The organism is Pseudomonas muyukensis, assembly GCF_019139535.1.
Lineage (GTDB): Bacteria > Pseudomonadota > Gammaproteobacteria > Pseudomonadales > Pseudomonadaceae > Aquipseudomonas > Aquipseudomonas muyukensis.
In genome coordinates this window covers 2,406,132-2,421,307 of sequence record NZ_CP077073.1, presented here as the reverse complement: position 1 = coordinate 2,421,307, position 15,176 = coordinate 2,406,132, and the positions used below count along the sequence as shown (strand labels likewise).

The following is a 15,176-nucleotide window of genomic DNA, read 5'->3' as shown; positions in this document are numbered from 1 at the left end:
ACCCCTGCCTGCATGGGTCAACCGCTGGTGAACTGCAACGCGGCCAAGCGTGCATACAGCGGGCTTTCGTCGATCAACTGGCGGTGCGTGCCCACCGCGACCAGGCGCCCCTGGTCGATCACGGCGATGCGCTCGGCATGCTGCACGGTCGCCAGGCGGTGGGCGATCACCAGGGTGGTGCGCCCAGCCATCAACGGCGGCAACGCCTGCTGGATCAGGTGCTCGCTCTGCGCATCGAGGGCGCTGGTGGCTTCGTCCAGCAACAGGATCGGCGCATCCAGCAACAACGCCCGGGCAATCGCCAGGCGTTGACGCTGGCCGCCGGACAGGCCGACGCCGCCCTCGCCCAACGGTGTTTCGTAGCCCTCGGGCAATTGCACGATGAACTCATGGGCATGAGCGCTGCGCGCCGCCGCCTCGACCTCGGCCTGGCTGGCTTCGGGCCGGCCATAGCGGATATTGGCCGCCACCGTGCCGCGAAACAGCGCCGGCTGCTGCGCCACCAGGGCGAACTGGCGGCGCAGCTCGGCAGGCTCGAGCTCGGTGATCGCCTGGCCATCGAGCAAGATCGCCCCCGCCTGCGGGTCGTGGAAGCGCAGCAGCAGGTCGAACAAGGTCGACTTGCCTGCGCCCGAAGGCCCGACCAGCGCCACGGTCTGCCCTGGCTGCACCTGCAGGCTCAAGCCGTCGATGGCCGCCGTGCCCGGCCGTGACGGATAGGCAAAGCGCACCTCGCGCAGTTCGATCGCGCCCTGGGCCCGCGCGCCCGGCAGCGGCAGCGGCTGCGCCGGCGGCAGGATCACGGTGCGCGCCGCCAACAGCTCGGCGATACGCTCGGCGGCGCCGGCGGCCCGCTGCAATTCGCCGATCACTTCACTCAGGGTACCGAAGGCACTGCCGACGATCAGGCTGTAGAACACGAACGCGGCCAGCTCGCCACCGGAGATACGCCCCGCGATCACATCCATGCCGCCGACCCACAGCATCACCCCCACCGCACCGAGCACCAGCATGATCACCAGGGTGATCAGCCACGCCCGCTGGGCGATACGCCGGCGCGCCACGGTGAACGCCGCCTCGACCGTCTCGCCGAACAGCGCCCGGTCACGCGCCTCATGGTTGTAGGCCTGCACCGTCTTGATCTGGCCCAGGGTCTCGGCCACATAGCTGCCGACATCGGCCACCCGGTCCTGGCTTTGCCGTGACAGGCTGCGCACCCGCCGCCCGAACAACAGGATCGGCGCCAGCACCAATGGCAGCGCCAGCACCACGATGCTGGTCAGCTTGGGGTTGGTGACGAACAACACGATCACCCCGCCGATCACCATCAGTGCGTTGCGCAGGAACATCGACAACGAAGAACCGATCACCGACTGCAGCAAGGTGGTGTCGGCAGTCAGCCGCGACTGGATCTCCGAGCTGCGGTTGTCCTCGAAAAAACCCGGGTGCAGGCCGATCAGATGGTCGAACACCGCGCGGCGGATATCGGCCACGCAGCGCTCGCCGATCCATGAAACCAGGTAGAAACGGGCGAAGGTGCCCACCGCCAGGGCCATGACCAGCAGCAGGAACAGGCCGATGGTCTGGTTGAGCTGGTGCGCCGAACCGGTCATGAAGCCCTGGTCGACCAGCAGGCGGATGCCCTGCCCCATGGACAAGGTGATGGCAGCGGTGACCACCAGGGCCAACAGGGCCAGCAACGCCCGTCGGCGATACGGACGGATGAACTGCCAGCCCAGGTGCAGGGCACGGCGCTGGCGGGACGATATCGGATCAGGCATGGCAGGCAGCTTTCGGCAGGAAGACCCTGCAAGCCTACCATTCGTCCACCGCGGCGGAACTCCCGTGAATAAGACGCCGTCGCAGCTAGGCTCTGTATGAAAAGTCTTGAGACGAAGGTCAGGCAAGGCGAAAACAGCCGAGCAAGCGCAGTGTACTGAAGTACCTGAGCATTGCGAGGCGGTTTTCAACGCAGCATGAACGAGTATCAAGGCTTTTCGTACAGAGCCTAAGGCCAGTGCCGCAGGCCCTATGCCCATTCGGTCTAATGCGTCACTGGAGCTTTGCCGCGCTTTCTGTTGGACTGTGGCTGTCGTGATGCCGCAGGCGTTGTCACAGGCCAGTCACGGCGCGGCGATACCCTTGAGCTTGAACCTGATGAGGAGACAGGACATGAGCTTGCAGCACAGCACCAATCAGCCCAAGACCCCACAGCAACCTCAGGTATGCGGTTCGATCATCGATGCCCAGGGGCGCGAGATCCCGATTACCGAGCAGATGATCCAGAAGGCCTGCAAGGACCTGGAGCAGAGCCGGGTCGAGAAGGTCAAGCAGGGTTGAGCCCAGGTATTCACCAAAACCCGGCCAGGCGCCGGGTTTTTATTGGCCCTTGATACCGGTAGCAGCCGGCTTGCCGGCGAACCAGGCAACGCAGTGGTTGGCCGGCAAGCCGGCGGCTACACCAGTATCGCGCCCAAGGCGCTGACCATCTGCGCCAGCTGCGGCGCTTCGCCGCGCACCCGCACCGCCAGCCCCTCGATCTCTCGTCGCACTGGATAATGCTTGCGCAGCAAGTCGAACGCGGCACGCTGCTCGGCCACCTGCTCGCTCAGGCTGCGCCGAAAATCCGCATCGTCACGGCGTGGGTCATACACTGCCCGGCACAAGGTGGCCAGCGCCCAGGCTGGCTCCGCGCTGGCAGCCAATTCGAGCTGGGCCAGCGCTGGCGCCGGCAGCAAATCGACCAGGTGCACCTGTTCGGCCTCGCCACGCCAGCGGCAGAACGCCTGGTAGATCTGCGCCGTGCCACGCTGCTTGCCATCCAGGCTGTAGCCAGCGATATGCGGGGTGGCCAGGGTGCACAGGTCGGCCAGTTGCAGGTCGACCTGCGGCTCGCCCTCCCACACATCGAGCACCGCGTGCAGGTCTTCACGGTCGAGCAGCAGTTCGCGCAACGCCGCGTTGTCCACCACCGGGCCGCGGCTGGCATTGATCAACCAGGCACCGGCGCGCAACCGCGCCAGGCGTGGCTGGTCGAGCAGGTGCCAGGTCGGGTGCTCACCACCGCGTTGCAACGGAGTATGCAGGCTGATCACATCGCACTGTGCAAGGATCGTCTCCAGGTCGACGAAGGCACCGCCCTCGCTGGCCTGGCGTACCGGGTCGCAGACCAGCACCTGCCAGCCCAGGCCCCGCAGTACCCGCACCAGACGCCCGCCCACTTCGCCGGCGCCGACCACGCCATAGACCTTGCCGGCCAGATCGGCACCTTCGAGCTCGGCCAGGGTCAGCAGGCTGCCCAGCACGTAGTCGACCACGCCACGGGCGTTGCAGCCCGGCGCGCTGCTCCAGTGGATGCCGGCTTCGGCAAAGTAGTCCAGCGCCAGGTGGTCGGTGCCGATGGTGCAGGTGCCGACAAAGCGCACCCGGCTGCCTTCGAGCAGTTGCCGATCGACGCGGGTCACCGAGCGCACCAGCAGCACATCGGCATCCTTCACGCAGGCGGCATCGATGGCCCGGCCAGGGTAACGGCGGATCTCGCCGAAGCCTGCGAAGAAGGCATCGAGCAGCGGGATATTCTCGTCGGCAACTATCAGCATGGCGCTCTCCTGTCTGGGGAACGCAGTGTAGCGCGATCGCCAGGGCTCAGTCGGCCTTCTTGCGGATCCAGTACAGGTAGGTGCCGGCCGCTTCCTGCTGACCGAGCAATTCGTGGCCGAGGAAGTTGCAGAACTTGGGGATGTCACGGCGGGTCGAAGGGTCGGTGGCGATGACCTTGAGCACGCCGCCGCCGGCCAGGTTGCGCACGTGGGTATGCAGCATCATCACCGGCTCCGGGCAGTTCAGGCCGCTGGCATCGAGGATCGCGTCGTGGGGGAAATCGGTCATGAAAGACTCCGCAAAATGATCGTCATTGTGGCGCATAAGCAGGCCCACGTCTCCCTGTAGGCGCCAGCCTCGCTGGCGCCTACAGGGGTTATTTCAGGTCGAGCCGACGCAGATGGCAGGTCACTTCCTCGCGGTCGTGGTACAGCTGCTTGCAGGCGATCGACACCCTGACCTTGCGCGCCTTGAACCCCGCCTCGATACGCTCCAGCAGCTTGCGCACCTCGGCATGGCGCTGCTTCATCGGCAGTTTCAGGTTGACCACCGCTTCACGGCACAACCCCTCGCCCAGCCAGGTCTCGATCAGCGACGCGGTACGCGCTGGCTTCTCGACGATGTCGCAGACCATCCAGTCCACGGTGCGCTTCGGCTGCCAGGTGAAACCGTCGGCCATCAGGTGGGTGACCAGGCCGGTGTCCATCAGGCTCTCGGCCATCGGGCCGTTGTCGATGGCGGTCACCAGCATGCCGCGCTTGACCAGTTGGTAGGTCCAGCCACCGGGGGAGGCGCCCAGGTCGACGCCGGTCATGTCGTCGTTCAGGCGCGCATCCCACTGCTCGCGGGGGATGAACTGGTGCCAGGCCTCCTCAAGCTTGAGGGTCGAGCGGCTGGGCGCCTCGCGGGGGAACTTCAGACGCGGGATGCCCATCGGCCACAACGCCGAATTGTCGGCCTCGGCCAGGCCCAGGAAAACCTGGCGGCCGCTGATGAAGCTCAACAGCAAGCGTGGGCGGCGGGCGTCGTCCACCAGCCGGCCGGCCTTCTCCAGGGCCTTGCGCAGCGGCACCTCGAACTTGCGGCAAAAGGTCGACAAGGCCTTGCCGTCATTGCTGTCGAGCACCTCCAGCCACAGGCTGCCGCACACCGGCAGTTCGGCCAGGTGCTCGAGCAGCACGCTGATGCGGTCGGTCTCGGGCAGCTCGACGAAGGCGCCACGCGCCCACTGGCGCGGGAAAATCAGCTGGGCGAAGCGCAGCTCCCGCATCATGCGTTCGGCGCCGCCAGGCTCGGTGCAGACGAATTCGGCGCAAGCGCTCTGCGGCTTGCCCTTGGCATAGCCGGCCACGCCCAGGTGGGCGGCGTGTTCGCTGATTTCGGCGCAGACCTCGCCCTCGAAGCCGGGCCGGCAATGCATGAACAGGGTATTCATTTCTCACTCCACATCACTGGCGCAGGTGGCACCAGGGCGGCGAATGATAAAGGAAGATCGGAACCTGCGACACGCCCCATCGGTCCAGAAAAGGGTCAGGTCGGGCAAACCGGTCTAACCTGACTGTTCAGCCAGGTCCGTGCCGTGCGGACCAATCCAGAGCGGTGACACCGGCGAGCCATTGGCAGCCGCCGGGCACCGGAGCACAAGGAGTTGTAAATGCCCTCGCTCGATAGCCTGAAAACCCTCAAGACCCTGCAGGTGGCCGACCGCGCCTACCACTATTTCAGCCTCACCGAAGCCGCCCGCCAACTCGGCGACCTGCAGCGCCTGCCGATGTCGCTGAAAGTACTGCTGGAAAACCTGCTGCGCTGGGAGGACGGCAAGACCGTCACCGGCGACGACCTGCGCGCCCTGGCCAAATGGCTGCAGGAGCGCCGCAGCGACCGTGAGATCCAGTACCGCCCGGCGCGGGTGCTGATGCAGGACTTCACCGGCGTGCCGGCGGTGGTCGACCTGGCCGCCATGCGCGCGGCCATGGCCAAGGCTGGCGGCGACCCGCAGCGGATCAACCCGCTGTCGCCGGTGGACCTGGTGATCGACCACTCGGTGATGGTCGACCGCTACGCCAGCCCCAGCGCCTTCGCCCAGAACGTCGACATCGAGATGCAGCGCAATGGCGAGCGTTATGCCTTCCTGCGCTGGGGCCAGAGCGCCTTCGACAACTTCCGCGTGGTGCCACCGGGCACCGGCATCTGCCACCAGGTCAACCTCGAGTACCTGGGGCGCACGGTGTGGACTCGCGAAGACGACGGCCGCACCTACGCCTTCCCCGACACCCTGGTCGGCACCGACTCGCACACCACCATGATCAACGGCCTCGGCGTGCTCGGCTGGGGCGTCGGCGGCATCGAGGCCGAGGCGGCGATGCTCGGCCAGCCGGTGTCGATGCTGATCCCCGAGGTGATCGGCTTCAAGCTCACCGGCAAGCTGCGCGAAGGCATCACCGCCACCGACCTGGTGCTGACCGTCACCCAGATGCTGCGCAAGAAAGGCGTGGTGGGCAAGTTCGTCGAGTTCTATGGCGACGGCCTGGCCGACCTGCCGCTGGCCGACCGCGCCACCATTGCCAACATGGCACCCGAGTATGGCGCCACCTGCGGCTTCTTCCCGGTCGACCAGGTGACCCTCGACTACCTGCGCCTGTCCGGCCGTCCCGAAGAGGCCGTGCAGTTGGTAGAAGCCTACTGCAAAGCGCAGGGGCTGTGGCGTCTGCCCGGCCAGGAGCCGCTGTTCAGCGACACCCTGGCGCTGGACATGCACGAGGTCGAAGCCAGCCTGGCCGGGCCCAAGCGGCCACAGGACCGGGTCGCCCTCGGCCAGGTACGCCAGGCCTTCGACCACTTCATCGAGCTGCAGCCCAAGCCCCTGGCCAAGGAAGTCGGCCGCCTCGAAAGCGAAGGCGGTGGTGGCGTGGCGGTGGGCAATGCCGACCAGGCCGGCGAGATCGCCTACAGCCACGCCGGCCAGACCCACACCCTGCGCGACGGCGCCGTGGTGATCGCCGCCATCACCTCCTGCACCAACACCTCCAACCCCAGCGTGATGATGGCCGCCGGGCTGGTGGCGAAGAAAGCCGTGGAGAAAGGTTTGCAGCGCAAGCCCTGGGTGAAGAGTTCGCTCGCCCCCGGCTCCAAGGTGGTCACCGACTACTACAAGGCCGCAGGCCTCACCCCCTACCTCGACCAGCTTGGCTTCGACCTGGTCGGCTACGGCTGCACCACCTGCATCGGCAACTCCGGCCCCCTGGACGAGGCCATCGAGCAAGCCATCGGCAGCGCCGACCTGACCGTCGCCTCGGTGCTGTCGGGCAACCGCAACTTCGAAGGCCGGGTGCACCCACTGGTCAAGACCAACTGGCTGGCCTCGCCACCGCTGGTGGTGGCCTATGCCCTGGCCGGCAGCGTGCGCGTCGACCTCGGCCAGGACCCGCTGGGCACCGGCAAGGACGGCCAGCCGGTGTACCTGCGCGACATCTGGCCAAGCCAGCAGGAGATCGCCGAGGCCGTGGCCAAGGTCGACACGCGAATGTTCCACAAGGAATACGCCGAAGTCTTCGCCGGTGACGCCCAGTGGCAGGCCATCGAGGTACCGCAGGCGGCCACCTATGTCTGGCAGGACGCTTCCACCTATATCCAGCATCCGCCGTTCTTCGACGACATCGCCGGGCCGCCGCCAGAGATCGCCGATATCCAGGGCGCGCGCATCCTCGCCCTGCTCGGCGACTCGGTGACCACCGACCATATCTCCCCGGCGGGCAACATCAAGGCCGATAGCCCGGCCGGACGCTACCTGCGCGAAAAAGGCGTGGAGCCACGCGACTTCAACTCCTATGGCTCGCGCCGTGGCAACCACGAAGTGATGATGCGCGGCACCTTCGCCAACATCCGCATCCGCAACGAGATGCTCGGCGGCGAGGAAGGTGGCAACACACTGTACGTCCCCACGGGCGAGAAACAGTCGATCTACGATGCCGCCATGCGCTACCAGCAGGATGGCACGCCGCTGGTGGTGATCGCCGGGCAGGAGTACGGCACCGGCTCCAGCCGCGACTGGGCGGCCAAGGGCACCAACCTGCTGGGGGTCAAGGCGGTGCTGGCGGAGAGCTTCGAGCGCATCCACCGCTCCAACCTGGTGGGCATGGGCGTGCTGCCCTTGCAGTTCAAGGCTGGGGACGACCGCAAGCGTCTGGGGCTGACCGGCAAGGAACGCATCGATGTGCTGGGCCTTGGCGGGGCGCAGATCCGCCCGGGCATGAGCCTGCCGGTACGTATCACCCGCGAGGACGGGCGCCAGGAGCAGATCGAGGTGTTGTGCCGGATCGACACCCTCAATGAGGTGGAGTACTTCAAGTCGGGGGGGATCCTGCATTATGTGCTGCGGCAATTGATCGCAGGCTAAGGCTGGGCCCATCCCTTCCCCATTCAAGATTGCCGGGGTCGCTTTGCGACCCTTTCCGACCGGTCCGACGCCTCGGCAAGGCCGCTCCTACAGGACGGCGCGGTCCCCTGTAGGTGCGGCCTTGTGTCGCGAAAGGACCGCAACGCGGTCCCGGCATTACCCGTCCAAGCGCGCAAGCATCCAAGTGTCCTGAAGGCCTTGGGGTAAGTCCTACCCTCCACGGATTCACCGGCACAAGGACCCCTCATGCCTCTTCCCCACTGGATCGCCCTGCTCCTGCTCGGCCTCGGCTACACCCTCGCACTGATCTACGGCAGCCTCGGCGTGGCCGCCCTACCCGCCTTGCTCGCCCTGTTCTGCTGCGCCCTGCTGGCCCGACGCCGGGTACGCTGGCAACAGACCCTCGGCCACCTGCTGTTCATCGTCCTCGCCATCGCCCTGGCGCTGCACTGGCTGCCCGGCTTCCACGGCGCCCGCGTCATCGACAAGGCCGTGCTCAGCGAGGGCGCGGTGCCGTTCTCCATGTACCTGAACCTGGACAAACCGCTGATTGGCCTGTGGCTGCTACTGGCCTGCCCCTGGCTGGTGATGCTGCGCGCGCGCGGCCTGGCCCTGAGCCTGGCGCTGATCTTGCCGCTGACCTTGCTCGCCTGCCTCGGCGGCGCCTGGGCCCTGGGCCTGCTGGCATGGGCGCCGAAATGGCCGGAGCAGGCCTGGCTGTGGCTGGTGAACAACCTGCTGCTGGTGAGCCTGACCGAAGAATTGCTGTTCCGGGGCTATATCCAGGGCGGTCTGCAACGTCTGTTCAAGCATGAAGGGCTGGCGTTGCTGGTGGCCGCGCTGCTGTTCGGCCTGGCGCACCTGGGCGGTGGCTGGCAATGGTTCTACCTGGCGACCCTGGCCGGGGTGGGTTATGGTCTGGCGTATCGCCATGGCGGCCTCGGCGCCGCGGTGCTGTGCCATGCCTGCGTCAACCTGGCGCACTTCGCCCTCTTCAGCTACCCGATGCTGGCCCTGCATTGAACAATAGGTCATGATCAGACCTATTCGTCATCATTTATAAAGAAAACTGCAATATTGGCAGCAACTTACGCGATCTTCGCGCTACCCCAGGCGTAGCCCGCGCATGTTGCGCCAGATCAACGGCAGTTAATTATTCATTCAATAAAACCAGAGGCTTGCCGATACCTGTGGAAAGCCTCGCGGATTGAACAGCCAATGCGTAACAACCAGCCGATTACCCAGAGAGAACGGACTTTCCCTGCCCAGCAGCGGTTGATCTCGACCACCAACGCCAAGGGCGTGATCACCTACTGCAACGATGCCTTCATCGAGATCAGCGGTTTTTCCCGCGAGGACCTGATGGGCGCGCCACACAACCTGGTGCGCCACCCCGATGTGCCGCCGGCGGTGTTCGCCCACATGTGGCAGACCCTCAAGCAGGGCCTGCCGTGGATGGGCATCGTCAAGAACCGCTGCAAGTCGGGCGACCACTATTGGGTCAATGCCTACGTCACGCCGATCTTCGACAGCAACCAGGTGGTCGGCTACGAGTCGGTGCGGGTCAAGCCCACCGCCGAACAGATCCGCCGCGCCGAGGCGTTGTACCAACGCATCAACCAAGGCCATTCGGCCATTCCCAAGCGCGACAAATGGCTGCCGGTGCTGCAGGACTGGCTGCCGTTCATCCTGGTCAGCCAGATCGGCTTCCTGATCGGCAACTGGCTGGGCCACTCCTGGGGCTTCGCCCTGGCCGCCGGCCTGTCGGTACCGCTCGGCCTGCTGGGCCTGAGCTGGCAGCAACGCGGCCTCAAGCGCCTGCTGCGCCTGGCCGAGCAGACCACCTCCGACCCGTTGATCGCGCAGATGTACACCGACAGCCGCGGCGTGCAGGCGCGCCTGGAAATGGCCATGCTCAGCCAGGACGCGCGGATGAAGACCTGCCTGACCCGCCTGCAGGACAGCGCCGAGCAGCTCAGCGACCAGGCACGCCAGTCCGATGCCCTGGCCCACCAGAGCTCCTCGGGCCTGGAGCGCCAGCGCGTGGAAACCGAACAAGTGGCCGCCGCGGTCAACCAGATGGCGGCCACCACCCAGGAAGTGGCCAACCACGTGCAGCGCACCGCCGACGCTACCCAGGAAGCCAACCGCCTGACCAGCCAGGGTCGCAACATTGCCGGTGAAACCCGCGACGCCATCGAGCGCCTGTCCGCCGCCGTCGGTGAAACCGGGCTGACCGTCACCCAGCTGGCCAAGGACAGCGACGAGATTGGCGGCGTGGTCGATGTGATCAAGGGCATCGCCGACCAGACCAACCTGCTGGCGCTCAACGCCGCCATCGAGGCGGCACGGGCCGGCGAAATGGGGCGTGGCTTCGCCGTGGTCGCCGACGAAGTGCGCCAGCTGGCCCAGCGCACCGCCGAGTCCACCGGGCAGATCCACACCCTGATCGCCAAGCTGCAGCAAACCGCCAACAACGCCGTGCAAACCATGGAAACCGGCCACCGCCAGGCCCAGGAAGGCGTCGAGCGGGTGATGGAAGCCGACCAGGCGCTGGTCGGTATCAGCGAAGCGGTGGCCAATATCACCGACATGGCCACGCAGATCGCTGCCGCCACCGAGGAGCAGTCCGCGGTGGCCGAGGAAATCAGCCGCAACATCAGTACCATCGCCGACCTGGCAGACCAGACGTCCGGCCAGGCCCAGCGTTCGGCGCTGCTCAGCGAGGAACTGACCAGCACCGCCGGTTCGCAGTATTCGCTGGTGGAGCGCTTCAACCGCTGAGCCGCGGCGACGGACCGTAGGCGCCCTGTTGGCACCGGCCATGCCGGTGTTCGCCGGCAAGCCGGCGCCTACGACGTTCGCGACTTCCCCGCGCTGCGTAGGCGCCAGCCTTGCTGGCGAAGCAGGCGCCGCGGTGCCTGGCACCTACTCCTGCGAAGACCATCCCAGCGCCTGGCCAAGGGGTATGCGGCCGGCCGTTACCAGTCCAGCTGCAACCGGCTTTCGAAATAGCGCGCCTCACCCGTCAACGGGTCCGTGAAACGCAGGCTCTGGGCCAGCAGCTTCAAGGGCTTGGCATAATCGTCCTGGTCATCGAGCAACTGCGGATAAAACGGGTCGTTGCAGATACCCGCCCCCAACGCCGCCATGTGCACCCGCAGCTGATGGGTCTTGCCGGTGACCGGCGACAAGCCATAGCGCCACAGCTCGCCATTTTTCTCCAGCACGCAGGCGTGGGTCTCGCTGTTGTCAGCGCCCTCGACCTCATGCATGCGGAAGAACGGTTCGCCATGCACCAGCCGGCTGCGGTGCACCAACGGGAACGCCACATTCGGCATGGCTGCGGCAATGGCCTGGTAGCGCTTGTCGATGCGTCGTTCCGGGAACAGGCGCTGGTAGGCGCCACGGCTGTGCGGGTTGGCCGAGAACAACACCAGCCCGGCAGTGTGCCGGTCGATGCGGTGCAGCGGCACCAGGTGGGGGTTGTCCAGGCGCCGGATCAGACGGCGCAGCAGGGTCTGCTCGACGTATTCGCCCGTCGGTGTAACCGGCAGGAAATGCGGCTTGTCCGCCACCACCAGATGCTCGTCGATGTGCAGGATCTGCTCCTGCACCGGTATCGCCTTCTCGTTGGCTACTTCACGGAAATAATGCAGGCGCATGCCGCGCCGATAAGGCAGTTCGCCAGCGATGGCCTGGCCTTGGGCATCGAGCACACGCCCCCGGGCAAATCGGTCGAGCCACTGCTCGCGGGTGATGCCCTTGAAGTGATCGCACAGGCAATCGAGCACCGTCGCCCAAGGCCCTGGCGGCAGGCATACGGTGCTGGCTTGCTGGCGGGCAGGATCGAAAGGCGTGGTCATGGGTGGGCTCGGTTCTTCAGGGGGCGGGCATTATCCCCTACCCCGCACGCCTCAACCAGCCTCGCAGGCCGGCTCGCAGCGCGCCTTGAGCCAGCGCAGCACCTGCACCGCATCCCAGCGGCCGGGGTCGTAGAGGGCGTAGCTCAGCCCTTGGTAGCCCACTACATCCAGCGGACGGTGGAACCCGGCGCGCTGGAACAGCGCCTCGATTTCCGCGAAGCAGGTGTTGAAGTGGACCTTGCCGAATGGGGTGCGCTCGTCGGTGACGATGCCGTCGAGGCGCAGTTCCAGCACCGCGTCGCACACACGCTCGGGGGACATGTGGTTGATGCTGTACTTGAGTTGCTCGACATTGAGCATGGCGTTACCTCGATACTGTATTTATATACAGCATACGGAGCCAGCCGCCCTGCCGTCAATGCACGCGTCAGCGCAGAAAAGCCACCACCTGCTCGGCATCGAACGGCCAGCCCAGCTCGGCGCCGGTGTCGCAACGGCGCAATACCGGGATCCTCAGGCTGTAGCGCTCGAACCAGTCCTCGCTGTCGGCGATATCGACCAGCTCGACCAGCAGGCCATGCTCGACGAACGGCATCAGCACGGCCTCGGCCACTTCGCACAGGTGGCACCCTAGGGTGCCGAACAGTTGGGTTTCGGGGAGCATGCAAACATCCGCCAATCGCAGGAATGGATGCTCATTCTAGGCCCACCCCCGCCATCACGCACCTGACCTGCCTCAATCCTGGCTGGTGGCGCCAATGCGGTGCAACGCCAGGTCGGCGCCCTGGAACTCCTGCTCGTGGCTCAGCCGCAGGCCATGCAGCACCTTGATCAAGCCATACACGGCAAAGCCGCCGGCCAATGCCACCAGCACCCCGGCCAGGCTGCCCAGCAGCTGGCTGGGCAGGCTGACGCCACCCAGCCCACCAAGCGCTGCCTGGCCAAACACGCCACAGGCGATACCGCCCCATACGCCACACAGGCCGTGCAGCGGCCACACACCGAGCACATCGTCGATCTTCCAACGGTTCTGCGCCGCGGTGAAGCACCAGACGAACAACCCGCCGGCCACCAGCCCGGTGACCAGTGCGCCGACCGGGTGCATCAGGTCGGAGCCGGCGCACACTGCCACCAGCCCGGCCAGCGGGCCGTTGTGCAGGAAGCCCGGGTCGTTGCGCCCGGCCAGCAAGGCCGACAAGGTGCCGCCGACCATGGCCATCAGCGAGTTGATCGCCACCAGCCCGCTGACCCCTTGCAGGGTCTGGGCGCTCATGACGTTGAAGCCGAACCAGCCGATGATCAGGATCCACGAGCCCAGCGCCAGGAACGGAATGCTCGACGGCGCGAACGCCACCAGCCGGCCGTCGCGGTAACGGCCGCGCCGCGCGCCCAGCAGCAGCACCGCCGCCAGCGCCAGCCAGCCGCCCATGGCGTGCACCACCACGGAGCCTGCAAAGTCATGGAACGGCGCGCCGAAGCGTGCCTGCAACCAGGCTTGCAAGCCGAGGTTGCCATTCCACACCACGCCCTCGAAAAACGGGTAGACGAACGCCACGATCAGCGCCGTCGCGCACAACTGCGGCACGAAACGCGCCCGCTCGGCGATGCCACCGGAAATGATCGCCGGGATCGCCGCGGCAAAGGTCAGCAGGAAGAAACACTTGACCAGGGCATAGCCATGGTCGCTGGCCAGGACCGCGGCCGGCTGCAGAAAGCTCACGCCGTAGGCGATCCAGTAGCCGATGAAGAAGTACACCAGCGCCGAGACGGCGAAGTCGCTGAGGATCTTGGACAAGGCATTGACCTGGTTCTTGTGGCGCACGGTGCCGACTTCGAGAAAGGCGAAGCCGGCGTGCATGGCCAGGACCAGGATCGCGCCCATGAGGATGAACAGGGTGTTGGAGCCATGGACCAAAGTGTCCATCGCGCTGAGCGAGCTTTGCATAGAAGGCAGACCTGCAAAAAGGCACCAGGACAGATCAAGAGCCGGCATCCCTGCACCGAATCGGTGCCAGGCCCCTGCCCTGTTTCGATGATCCGGGCGGCGCCTGCGTGGTTTTTTCTTGGGTTTGTCGTGGATTGGGTTAAGGTTTATCGGTATCCGCTCGAGCAACGCACGCTTTCGGCGCGCACGCCGCGCTTTTCAGGCAAAGGTCTTAGCAAGCGCTGTACCAGCACATCACGCTGAACCTTCGGCGCCTGCGCCCACTCGAAATAGCCACACACATCCACAGGGAGAGGCCCATCCATGGCCAGCAAATCGGCAAAGACTGCACAAGACATTTTGATGGCTGACTTCCAGGCCCTGGTCCGCGACACCGAGAAACTGCTCGCCGACACCGCCAACCTGGCAGGAGACCAGGCCGACGAGCTGCGCGAGCAGATCCACGACCGCCTGATGCAGGCCCGGGAAACCTTGCAACTGACCCAGGATTCGGCGCGCCAGCGCGGCCAGGCGGCCCTGGGCAGCGCCGAGCAGTACGTGCAGGACAATCCCTGGCAGGCGATCGGGATCGCCGCCGGTGTCGGCCTGCTGATCGGCCTGCTGGCCAAGCGCTGAGGAGCCTTCATGGATAACGACGCCATCGGCGCCGGCGCCTCCGGCAGGCGCCTGGGCGCGGCCATCCTCGGGTTGCTGCACAGCCATATCGAGCTGTTCGGCATCGAGTTGCAGGAGCAGAAGGCGCGCACCCTGAGCCTGCTGCTGTTCGCCGGGTTGGCGCTGGTGTTCGCCCTGCTGCTGCTGACCGCCCTGTCCGGCCTGGTGCTGGTGCTGCTGTGGGACAGCTACCGCCTGGCCGGGATCATCGGCCTGTGCGTGTTCTACGGCGTTGCCGCGCTGTACTGCGGGCTGCGCCTGAAGGCCGCGGTGTTCGACGAATCCTCGCCATTCAACGCCACGCTCGAAGAGCTGGCCAAGGATCGGGAGCGCCTGCTGCCATGAGCCTGCCTGAACTTCCCAATACCCGTAACCCACGGGAGCTGCGCAAGGCCCTGCTGCGCCTGCGCATGGAGATGCACCGCCAGCAGATTCGCCACGAATCCGGCCAACTGCTCGAACCGGTGCGGCGCCTGCGCGGCATGGGCGGCTCGTTCGGCGACGGCCTCGGGGTCAAGCACGGCTCGCTGTGGGGCATCGGCGCCGTGGTTGCGCTGGGCTTTCTCACCGGCAAGGGCGTGCGCAGCGGCAACCTGGCGCGGCTGGTCCGCGTGACCACCAGCCTGGTGCCTCTGCTGCGCCTGTTCCTCAACGGCCGCCGCTGAAACATGGCGCGCGCCGCCCTTGCGCGCGCGCCTCGCACGCCCGAAGCTAT

General features: G+C 66.2%; 15 protein-coding genes. 7 read left to right on the top strand and 8 right to left on the bottom strand.

Features of this window, described 5'->3' with window-relative positions:
• Positions 1-17: 17 nt before the first annotated feature.
• Complete coding sequence (locus KSS95_RS10935; RefSeq protein WP_217853667.1) at positions 18-1,781, bottom strand: ABC transporter transmembrane domain-containing protein; 1,764 nt, start codon at positions 1,779-1,781, stop codon at positions 18-20.
• Positions 1,782-2,172: 391 nt separating this feature from the next.
• On the opposite strand from KSS95_RS10935, the gene KSS95_RS10930 reads away from it, so the two are divergent.
• Positions 2,173-2,340 (top strand): PA1571 family protein, encoded by a 168-nt coding sequence (locus KSS95_RS10930; protein WP_217853666.1) that lies wholly within the window; start codon positions 2,173-2,175, stop codon positions 2,338-2,340.
• A 116-nt stretch (positions 2,341-2,456) separates the two neighbouring features.
• Here KSS95_RS10930 and pdxB read toward each other — a convergent pair whose 3' ends face one another.
• From pdxB to rlmM, 3 genes are all read right to left on the bottom strand, one after another.
• Complete coding sequence (gene pdxB, locus KSS95_RS10925) at positions 2,457-3,599, bottom strand: 4-phosphoerythronate dehydrogenase PdxB (RefSeq protein WP_217853665.1); 1,143 nt, start codon at positions 3,597-3,599, stop codon at positions 2,457-2,459.
• 46 nt (positions 3,600-3,645) lie between these two features.
• Positions 3,646-3,888 (bottom strand): sulfurtransferase TusA, encoded by a 243-nt coding sequence (gene tusA / locus KSS95_RS10920; RefSeq protein ID WP_217853664.1) that lies wholly within the window; start codon positions 3,886-3,888, stop codon positions 3,646-3,648.
• A gap of 88 nt (positions 3,889-3,976) precedes the next feature.
• On the bottom strand, positions 3,977-5,035 hold the full coding sequence (gene rlmM / locus KSS95_RS10915; protein ID WP_217853663.1) for a 23S rRNA (cytidine(2498)-2'-O)-methyltransferase RlmM: 1,059 nt from the start codon (positions 5,033-5,035) through the stop codon (positions 3,977-3,979).
• Between the two features lie 219 nt (positions 5,036-5,254).
• Here rlmM and acnA point away from each other — a divergent pair, with 219 nt between their 5' ends.
• The 3 genes from acnA to KSS95_RS10900 all read left to right on the top strand — a co-directional run bounded on the left by acnA (position 5,255) and on the right by KSS95_RS10900 (position 10,780).
• Positions 5,255-7,996: an aconitate hydratase AcnA gene (gene acnA / locus KSS95_RS10910; RefSeq protein WP_217853662.1), complete on the top strand. Its 2,742-nt coding sequence runs from the start codon at positions 5,255-5,257 to the stop codon at positions 7,994-7,996.
• Between the two features lie 246 nt (positions 7,997-8,242).
• Positions 8,243-9,019, top strand: a complete 777-nt coding sequence (locus KSS95_RS10905) for a CPBP family intramembrane glutamic endopeptidase (RefSeq protein WP_217853661.1) — start codon at positions 8,243-8,245, stop codon at positions 9,017-9,019.
• A 195-nt stretch (positions 9,020-9,214) separates the two neighbouring features.
• Positions 9,215-10,780 carry a methyl-accepting chemotaxis protein gene (locus KSS95_RS10900; RefSeq protein WP_217853660.1) on the top strand — a complete coding sequence of 522 codons (1,566 nt, stop codon included), beginning with the start codon at positions 9,215-9,217 and terminating at the stop codon, positions 10,778-10,780.
• A gap of 197 nt (positions 10,781-10,977) precedes the next feature.
• On the opposite strand, the gene KSS95_RS10895 is transcribed toward KSS95_RS10900, so the two are convergent.
• From KSS95_RS10895 to KSS95_RS10880, 4 genes are all read right to left on the bottom strand, one after another.
• Positions 10,978-11,862, bottom strand: coding sequence for a pseudouridine synthase (locus KSS95_RS10895; RefSeq protein ID WP_217853659.1), 885 nt, complete (start codon positions 11,860-11,862; stop codon positions 10,978-10,980).
• A 51-nt stretch (positions 11,863-11,913) separates the two neighbouring features.
• On the bottom strand, positions 11,914-12,222 hold the full coding sequence (locus KSS95_RS10890) for a transcriptional regulator (RefSeq protein ID WP_186661874.1): 309 nt from the start codon (positions 12,220-12,222) through the stop codon (positions 11,914-11,916).
• Positions 12,223-12,289: 67 nt separating this feature from the next.
• On the bottom strand, positions 12,290-12,526 hold the full coding sequence (locus KSS95_RS10885; protein WP_217853658.1) for a glutaredoxin family protein: 237 nt from the start codon (positions 12,524-12,526) through the stop codon (positions 12,290-12,292).
• Positions 12,527-12,598: 72 nt separating this feature from the next.
• Positions 12,599-13,807 (bottom strand): ammonium transporter, encoded by a 1,209-nt coding sequence (locus KSS95_RS10880; RefSeq protein ID WP_217853657.1) that lies wholly within the window; start codon positions 13,805-13,807, stop codon positions 12,599-12,601.
• A 303-nt stretch (positions 13,808-14,110) separates the two neighbouring features.
• Between KSS95_RS10880 and KSS95_RS10875 the strand changes: the two genes are divergently transcribed.
• Genes KSS95_RS10875 through KSS95_RS10865 form a run of 3 tightly spaced genes read left to right on the top strand, consistent with a single transcriptional unit; the run spans position 14,111 to position 15,126 of the window.
• A complete protein-coding gene (locus KSS95_RS10875) occupies positions 14,111-14,422 on the top strand; it encodes an ElaB/YgaM/YqjD family protein (protein WP_217853656.1) in 312 nt (103 codons plus the stop codon).
• Between the two features lie 9 nt (positions 14,423-14,431).
• Positions 14,432-14,806 carry a phage holin family protein gene (locus tag KSS95_RS10870; protein ID WP_217853655.1) on the top strand — a complete coding sequence of 125 codons (375 nt, stop codon included), beginning with the start codon at positions 14,432-14,434 and terminating at the stop codon, positions 14,804-14,806.
• The gene (locus KSS95_RS10865) at positions 14,803-15,126 is read left to right on the top strand and encodes a hypothetical protein (RefSeq protein WP_217853654.1); all 324 of its coding nucleotides are present in this window, start codon (positions 14,803-14,805) and stop codon (positions 15,124-15,126) included. Before KSS95_RS10870 ends, KSS95_RS10865 begins: the two co-directional genes overlap by 4 nt.
• The last annotated feature ends 50 nt before the right edge of the window (positions 15,127-15,176 follow it).

Bases quoted from the DNA above. Each gene is read 5' to 3' on its own strand.
- KSS95_RS10935 (WP_217853667.1), bottom strand. From the start codon at position 1,781: ATGCCTGATCCGATATCGTCCCGCCAGCGCCGTGCCCTGCACCTGGGC.
- KSS95_RS10930 (WP_217853666.1), top strand. From the start codon at position 2,173: ATGAGCTTGCAGCACAGCACCAATCAGCCCAAGACCCCACAGCAACCT.
- pdxB (WP_217853665.1), bottom strand. From the start codon at position 3,599: ATGCTGATAGTTGCCGACGAGAATATCCCGCTGCTCGATGCCTTCTTC.
- tusA (WP_217853664.1), bottom strand. From the start codon at position 3,888: ATGACCGATTTCCCCCACGACGCGATCCTCGATGCCAGCGGCCTGAAC.
- rlmM (WP_217853663.1), bottom strand. From the start codon at position 5,035: ATGAATACCCTGTTCATGCATTGCCGGCCCGGCTTCGAGGGCGAGGTC.
- acnA (WP_217853662.1), top strand. From the start codon at position 5,255: ATGCCCTCGCTCGATAGCCTGAAAACCCTCAAGACCCTGCAGGTGGCC.
- KSS95_RS10905 (WP_217853661.1), top strand. From the start codon at position 8,243: ATGCCTCTTCCCCACTGGATCGCCCTGCTCCTGCTCGGCCTCGGCTAC.
- KSS95_RS10900 (WP_217853660.1), top strand. From the start codon at position 9,215: ATGCGTAACAACCAGCCGATTACCCAGAGAGAACGGACTTTCCCTGCC.
- KSS95_RS10895 (WP_217853659.1), bottom strand. From the start codon at position 11,862: ATGACCACGCCTTTCGATCCTGCCCGCCAGCAAGCCAGCACCGTATGC.
- KSS95_RS10890 (WP_186661874.1), bottom strand. From the start codon at position 12,222: ATGCTCAATGTCGAGCAACTCAAGTACAGCATCAACCACATGTCCCCC.
- KSS95_RS10885 (WP_217853658.1), bottom strand. From the start codon at position 12,526: ATGCTCCCCGAAACCCAACTGTTCGGCACCCTAGGGTGCCACCTGTGC.
- KSS95_RS10880 (WP_217853657.1), bottom strand. From the start codon at position 13,807: ATGCAAAGCTCGCTCAGCGCGATGGACACTTTGGTCCATGGCTCCAAC.
- KSS95_RS10875 (WP_217853656.1), top strand. From the start codon at position 14,111: ATGGCCAGCAAATCGGCAAAGACTGCACAAGACATTTTGATGGCTGAC.
- KSS95_RS10870 (WP_217853655.1), top strand. From the start codon at position 14,432: ATGGATAACGACGCCATCGGCGCCGGCGCCTCCGGCAGGCGCCTGGGC.
- KSS95_RS10865 (WP_217853654.1), top strand. From the start codon at position 14,803: ATGAGCCTGCCTGAACTTCCCAATACCCGTAACCCACGGGAGCTGCGC.